Raw genomic sequence first — 4733 nt, 5'->3', positions numbered from 1 at the left:
CAAATACATCATTTGCGGCCTCATTAAAAAACCTGAGTATTGGGTTGTAACTCTGATAAGGGACATTTACAAGTGTATCTCCCTTTAAAATCAGATTAAACAATGTATCAGTCTCCGGAATAAGTACAGAAGATATTGAAGGCCATTTTGGATAGCTGAACTCTGCTCCATTCAATGGAAAACTATTCAGGTCTTTTAAATTGTGGTACCCTCCTCCTTCAACAACCGAGGCATTGCCTAGCTTTAATGCATATATCAAGCGATACAAACTCCTTAAAGGAATTCCTGGTTCAATTAGAAAACGCGTTGCAAAACCGAAATCACGGGTTTCCAGCTGACGTTCCAAGACAGTTGTAATATTTTCCTCTGTGGCATTACCAATCTTTAGTTCTGCATCACGGGTAATTTTAAGATTGAATACACCCTCTATAGTATCATTTGGAAAGAGGTATGATAAGTTATGCTTAATGATGTCTTCCAAAAAAACAACGTATTTATGCCCATCATTCTCTAATGCATACAAGCGTTGTAAACTCTCTGATGGAACATTGATCAGTTCCAATCTTTCAGCACCAAGTGCATCTTTCAGAATAACTAACTGATAGAGTTTATTGTTTTCGGCAAAAAAATCGGTAAGGTCTTTATCAATACAAATTGAATAAATGTAAGCCAGTACTTCGTTAAAGAACAGGTTTACGATCTGATCTGCTATTTGTGGAGGGATGGGTTTGTTATAAATCCAATGTATATCGTTATTGGTCAGTTGCGGAAGTATTTGGTCTGCAACGATTGCTCCAAATTTTCTTTGCTGCCTGTTAATTTCTGTTTTGGCAAGCTCATAGTTTCCCTGACCATCGATATTGTGCCGGTACTCATCAACAGCCATCAACACCGGCATCCTTACCCGATAAAATTCATCCAGATTAGATGAATAAATAGAGAGAAATTTAATCCTTTCTAAAATTGGAACGGTATCCTTTGCTGCTTCCAGAAGCACCCTTTCATTAAACCCAAGCCAGCTTAGATCTCTGTTATAAAACACCGCTTCTCCCATAAAGTTATTACATTGTTACCAGAGCAGACGCAATAATAAAGGCTAATACGGCTGCAACAATACCAAACATAAAAACATTGTAGGCAATTCTTAACAACCTGTATTTACGACCTAAAACTACACCCTGGGCGTATACGTCTTTTATCAGACTACCGTATAAGAAATCACGATCATCCATCATTTTAATCATCCCGCTTTCATAGTCCGGCAAACTCATCCGGTAGAAATTACCGAAGAACAGTAGGTTCACACGTTTTTCCTTAATGTCGTCTGGTGTAAATACACCCGTCGGAATTGAGGGTCTGGTGGCAAGTATAGAAAACACCATAGTAACCACGCAAATGATTAGCAGAAGTAGTGTTGGAATAATCAGATGAGGGTTATCTTCGAGTTTACGCAAGAGTACACTTAAAATAACCGAGAGGATAATTGAATTGGTAGATATCATTATATGAGCCTTATTATCGGCCATATCGCTTAAACGCTGATGGTTTGTGGAGGTGATTCTGAACATAGTTTCAATGCCACGCCCGGGCTTATCACTTTTATTCTTTTTATCTCCTTTTGTTTCTTTTTCTTTAGAATCTTCAATTTTAGAAACTCCCGTTATATCCACGTTTTGTTCTTTTATGAGTTTATTTTCCAGTTCAGCAAGATTTTCTGCTTTCTTAGCATTAAGCAGCTGCTGGCAAAATTCGGTATGGTAATGGTGTGCTTTAAATAGCGCTATTGTTTTAATTCTCCAGTTAGTCTTGTCAATTTTATGCTTAACAAATGCCTCGGCTTCTTTACGCATTAACCTATTGCGTTCTTTAAACCTATCACTTCCCAGATGAAAAAGATCTGCATCACAAACAATTTGCTGCAACAGTCCCTCTGGGTTTTGAGGCATCTTGGTAGCCATAATACAACCTTTTACCTGATCAATTACTTCTGGAGAAACATCTTTATCAGATAAAAAATCGTTGGCTAAATCCGCTCCTTTTATTTCATGCTGAGTGCAATCAAAAAAATATCCCATATCATGAAACCAACTTGCGGCAACAACAATAAAGAAATCCTGGTCAGATAGCTGGTAATGGTTAGCAATTCTAACTACGTTTTCAACAACCTGTTCCGTGTGATGTAAATTATGATAAATAAAACGTTCGTCTTCGTGAGACTGAAACAAGCTTGCAACATGCGCTCTGAGCAGATCTAATAATTCCCGGTATTGCATTTTTCAGTAGTTAATAGGTACTTTATTAATTGTATAAATATGGTGTAAGTATAGCTAATCTGCAAATTTTAGTTTAGCCTTCATCAGAAAAACATTATAAGGTTTCCACATAGACATCAGAAAATAGAATTCATCGCTATTCTCATTTACCGGATGCATAAAGGCGCCATACAATCCCGGATATTCCGTTGCCTTTACTAGTGTTTTCTCGGAGCTCCAGGGTCCTGTAATGTTTTCAGCATCTCTCAATACAATTTCGGCTTTCTTTTCATTTAAATAAGTGATTATCCAGCGTTTAAACTTTTTATTGTATGCTAGCGAAAGCTCGCCTAAAGGTGCTTCAATTACCGCATCGGCACTACTCTCATCATTTTTAACCCAGCCCTTTGTTGTGCTCCAGTATTCGTAAGCGGTTTGCTTTAAAATGTCACTTTCCTTAAAACGGGCAAGGTGAGCTGATCCCCACCGGCCCGGAACGGTTCCTATCATATACACAAAACCATCTTTTTTAGCGTAAGTTACCTGAGCAAAATTACTTAAAGCCCCAAAGCGTATCTCATTACATTTAACCCAATTCTGACCATTGTTTGTAGATTTATATAAGCCAGAATAGTTTGTAGTCCAACTTCCAATGTTACCCCACTTTCTTACATCCATATAATGAACGTAATCTGTACCCGCAGCATGTATTGCCGCAGTTGGAATGGTTGTATGGCTGCCAGTACCATCAATAATATGCGGACTTGGAACAATCTGGTGCGCTACCATACCATCAAAAGTAAGCCCGTCCCCAAGATTTTTATCGCTCGATAACCCCAATACGTTTGACCGCCAATTGCCCGCTTTCCCTGGTCCACCCTCATTTACCACTTTAAAATCGTTACCATAAGTATCACCAAAAAAGAAACCTACTTTTCCATTCCCCATTTTCCAGGCTATACCTAAATCTGTACCTCCTACATCGTAAAGTTCATTTGTCTTATTTGGATTGGGCAAGGTTTCACCTGAAATGGTTTTACCTGTTACACGAGCCACTCGCTCCAAACTAATTGGAACAATATCTCTTTTTGCCGCTCTAAATGCATAAAATGATACTGACAACAAACTTCCTGTCAGCACAAGTATCCCGTTTCCGATGTATTTATTTTTTAACATATATCTATTAACCTAATAATCCCAATAAATCCTTTTTAGTCAGTGTCTTGAATATCGACTCTTCTGTTTTTATCAAATCTGTAGCCAAATCTTTCTTGCTGTCCTGCATCTTCATAATCTTCTCTTCAATTGTATCAGGGCAAATTAATCTTACCGCCACAACATTTTTTTGCTGCCCGATGCGATAGCTTCTGTCTATCGCCTGATTTTCAACTGCCGGGTTCCACCATGGATCAATGAGGTAAACATAATCGGCCTGAGTTAGATTCAAACCCGTGCCCCCTGCCTTTAAACTAATTAAAAAAACACGAATATTCGGGTTATCCTGAAAAGACCCAACCACTGCAGATCTGTTTCTGGTTTGACCTGTTAAATATTCAAAACCAATATTTCTATCAACAAGCTCTCGCTTTACCAGATCAAGCATAGTTACAAACTGAGAAAATACAAGAATCTTATGATGAGGAGACTTATTTTCTATCTGTTCAATTAATACATCCAATTTAGAGGATGTATTTTCATGTTTGCCTTCTTTTAAAATTGCCGGCGAGTTACAGATTTGCCTTAATTTTGTAATTCCCTGTAAAACATGCATACTACTCTTGGCAAGCTCATCTTCAGATTTACCTATCAGATAGTCACGAATTTCTTCCTTATTGGCTTCATAAATATCGCGCTGCTCTGCCCCCATTTCACAATATATCACCATTTCGGTTTTATCAGGAAGTTCTTTGGCTACCTGCTCTTTTGTGCGCCTAAGTATAAATGGATTGATCTTTTTTTGTAGTTCCAGAGCACTTCTTGTATTTTTAAACTGATCTATCGGCACTGAATAAAGTCTCTTAAACTGCTGCTTGGTTCCAAGCAAACCAGGGCAGGCAAAGGACAGCTGCCCATATAAATCGAAAGTATTGTTCTCTATCGGCGTTCCGGTAAGCACAACTTTATTTCTCGATCTCAATAAGCGAACGGCCTTATAACGTTGCGATTCCGGATTCTTAATTGTTTGTGATTCATCAAGAAAAATATAGTTGAACCTATATTCTTTAAGGAACCTGATATCAGCCAATAGCGTTCCATACGACGTTAAAATGATCTCGTAATTATCGAAATCATGAACTACCTTGGCCCGGTCTGAACCATATACAATCCGTATTTTTATGGACGGCGCAAACTTCTCTACCTCCTGTTGCCAGTTAAAAATAAGTGAAGCAGGAACTACCACTAAATTGGTATTATGATGACCTTTCTCTCGCTGTGAAAGGATGAATGCAAGTACCTGTATGGTTTTACCCAATCCCATAT

4 protein-coding genes are annotated in these 4733 nt (G+C 38.2%); all 4 read right to left on the bottom strand.

Annotated features, from left to right (window positions below):
- On the bottom strand, positions 1–1054 hold a 1054-nt coding region (locus AC1DDX_RS23885), incomplete at its 3' end, for a polyphosphate kinase (RefSeq protein WP_477622714.1).
- A 7-nt stretch (positions 1055–1061) separates the two neighbouring features.
- Entirely contained in the window at positions 1062–2273 is a 1212-nt protein-coding gene (locus AC1DDX_RS23880; RefSeq protein WP_172660362.1) for a Pycsar system effector family protein, read from the bottom strand.
- A gap of 54 nt (positions 2274–2327) precedes the next feature.
- Positions 2328–3428 (bottom strand): DUF4185 domain-containing protein, encoded by a 1101-nt coding sequence (locus tag AC1DDX_RS23875; protein WP_172660363.1) that lies wholly within the window; start codon positions 3426–3428, stop codon positions 2328–2330.
- Positions 3429–3435: 7 nt separating this feature from the next.
- A partial coding sequence (locus tag AC1DDX_RS23870) for a DEAD/DEAH box helicase (RefSeq protein WP_477622713.1) occupies positions 3436–4733 on the bottom strand: 1298 nt, incomplete at its 5' end.

This window comes from Pedobacter sp. 10L46_2 (genome assembly GCF_056395165.1).
The sequence above is the reverse complement of the archived record's forward strand: the minus strand, read 5'-3'. Positions and strand labels throughout refer to the sequence as shown.